At 70.9% G+C, this 2,208-nt stretch carries 2 protein-coding genes; both read left to right on the top strand.

What is annotated here, in order from left to right:
* Nucleotides 1-70 precede the first annotated feature (70 nt).
* Nucleotides 71-1,342, top strand: coding sequence for an IS21 family transposase (gene istA / locus Cph01nite_RS18880; RefSeq protein ID WP_203676589.1), 1,272 nt, complete (start codon nt 71-73; stop codon nt 1,340-1,342).
* Nucleotides 1,343-2,137, top strand: coding sequence for an IS21-like element helper ATPase IstB (gene istB, locus Cph01nite_RS18875; RefSeq protein WP_203676587.1), 795 nt, complete (start codon nt 1,343-1,345; stop codon nt 2,135-2,137).
* Nucleotides 2,138-2,208: the final 71 nt, after the last annotated feature.

Below are 2,208 nucleotides of genomic sequence, written 5' to 3'. Positions count from 1 at the left end.
TGTCGACGACGCGCTGAGACTGACCCTCTGACGACGGATCGGGTCTGACCCCCTCCGGGACGCTGGAGGGGTGATCGCACTGGAGGAGTGGGCGGAGATCCGTCGGCTGCATCGGGCCGAGGGTGTCTCGATCAAGGAGATCGCGCGCCGGTTGGGGTTGGCGCGCAACACGGTCCGGGCCGCGTTGCGGGCTGATGGACCACCGTTGCGGGAGCGCGGCCCGCGCGGGTCGGTGGTCGACGAGGTCGAGCCGCAGATCCGGGCGCTGCTGGCGGAGTTCCCGCGGATGCCGGCGACGGTGATCGCCGAGCGGATCGGGTGGACGCGGTCGTTGACGGTCCTCAAGGACAGGGTCCGTGAGCTGCGTCCGTTGTTCGTTCCGCCGGACCCGGCCGACCGGGTCCAGTACGCACCCGGCGAGGTCGCGCAGTGCGATCTGTGGTTCCCGGCGCACCGGATCCCGGTGGGCGCCGGTCAGGAGCGGGTGCTGCCGGTGCTGGCCATGACGTGCGGGTACTCGCGGGTGACCGACGCGGTGATGATCCCCTCGCGGCGGGCCGGGGACATCCTGGCCGGGATGTGGCAGATCGTCACCGGGTGGGACGCGTGCCCGCGCACGTTGGTCTGGGACCGGGAGGCCGCGATCGGCGGCACGGGCCGCCCGACGATCGAGGCGACGTCGTTCGTCGGGACGATCGGGGTCCGGCTCAAGCTCGCCCCGCCTCGGGACCCGGAGTACAAGGGTCTGGTCGAGCGGCGCAACGGGTACTTCGAGACCTCGTTCCTGCCCGGACGCACGTTCGTCTCCCCGGGCGACTTCAACGCCCAGATGGCGCGCTGGCTGACGACGCGGGCGAACGCTCGCCCCTTGCGCTCGATCGGGAACCTCGCACCGGCCGACCGGTGGGCCAGCGACCGAGCGGCGATGACCGCGCTGCCGCCGACGGCTCCCGCCATCGGACTGAGGCACCGGGTCCGGCTCGCCAAGGACTACTACGTGCGCGTCGACGGCAACGACTACTCGGTCGACCCGCGTGTGATCGGCCGGTTCGTCGAGGTCGCCGCCACGCTGGGCACGATCACGGCCAGATGCGCAGGTCAGGTCGTCGCCGAGCACACCCGCGACTGGGGCACCGGTCGCACGATCACCGACCCCGCCCACCAGGTGGCCGCCAAGGCGCTGCGCGCGGAACTGGCCGCCCGGCGTCAGCAGCGCTCGACACGCACCCACGGTGACGGGCACGTCGTGGCGATCCGCGCGCTGCCGGACTACGACGCGCTGTTCGGCGTCGACTTCGAGCCCCGCCCCGACTCCGGGGCGGTCAACGCTGAAGGGACGTAGATGACCACCACCACCAAGCCCCGACCCGCCCCCGACGGGCTCGCCTCCCAGCTCGCCTACCTGACCAGGGTGCTCAAGACCCCGACGATCGGGCGGACCTGGGAGACCCTGGCCGACCAGGCGCGGGAGGCGAACTGGTCGCACGAGGAGTACCTCGCCGCGGTCCTCGAACGCCAGGTCGCCGACCGGGAGTCGGCCGGAACCACGATGCGGATCCGCACCGCGCACTTCCCGGCGATCAAGACCCTGGAGGACTTCAACCTCGAGCACCTGCCGTCCCTGCGCAAGGACGTGCTGGCGCACCTGGCCACCGCGACGTTCGTGCCCAAGTGCGAGAACGTGATCCTGCTCGGACCGCCCGGACTGGGCAAGACGCACCTGGCCATCGGGCTGGGCATCAAGGCCGCCCAGGCCGGCAGCTCCGTGCTGTTCGACACCGCGACGAACTGGATCGACCGCCTGGCACGCGCTCACCACGCCGGCGCCCTGGAAGCCGAGCTGAAGAAGATCCGCCGCTACAAGCTCATCATCATCGACGAGGTCGGCTACATCCCGTTCGACACCGACGCCGCGAACCTGTTCTTCCAGCTCGTCGCGTCGCGCTACGAGACCGGCTCGATCCTGGTCACCTCGAACCTGCCGTTCGGGCGCTGGGGCGAGGTCTTCGGCGACGAGGTCGTCGCCGCGGCGATGATCGACCGACTCGTCCACCACGCCGAGGTCCTCACCCTGGCCGGAGAGTCCTACCGCACCCGCGCCCGCCGCGAGCTCCTCGCCAAGGACCGCGACAAGTAGACCAAGACGACGACCCAGGGGGGTCAATCCCAATCCGACGCCAGGGGGTCAGTTCCAACCCGTCGTTGACA

Source organism: Cellulomonas phragmiteti, from assembly GCF_016862775.1.
In the GTDB taxonomy this organism is placed as follows: Bacteria; Actinomycetota; Actinomycetes; order Actinomycetales; family Cellulomonadaceae; genus Cellulomonas; species Cellulomonas phragmiteti.
This window is presented reverse-complemented; position numbering and strand designations above follow the sequence as displayed.

What these genes read in the sequence shown, in the direction of transcription:
- istB (WP_203676587.1), top strand. Translation starts at nt 1,343, where the DNA reads ATGACCACCACCACCAAGCCCCGACCCGCCCCCGACGGGCTCGCCTCC.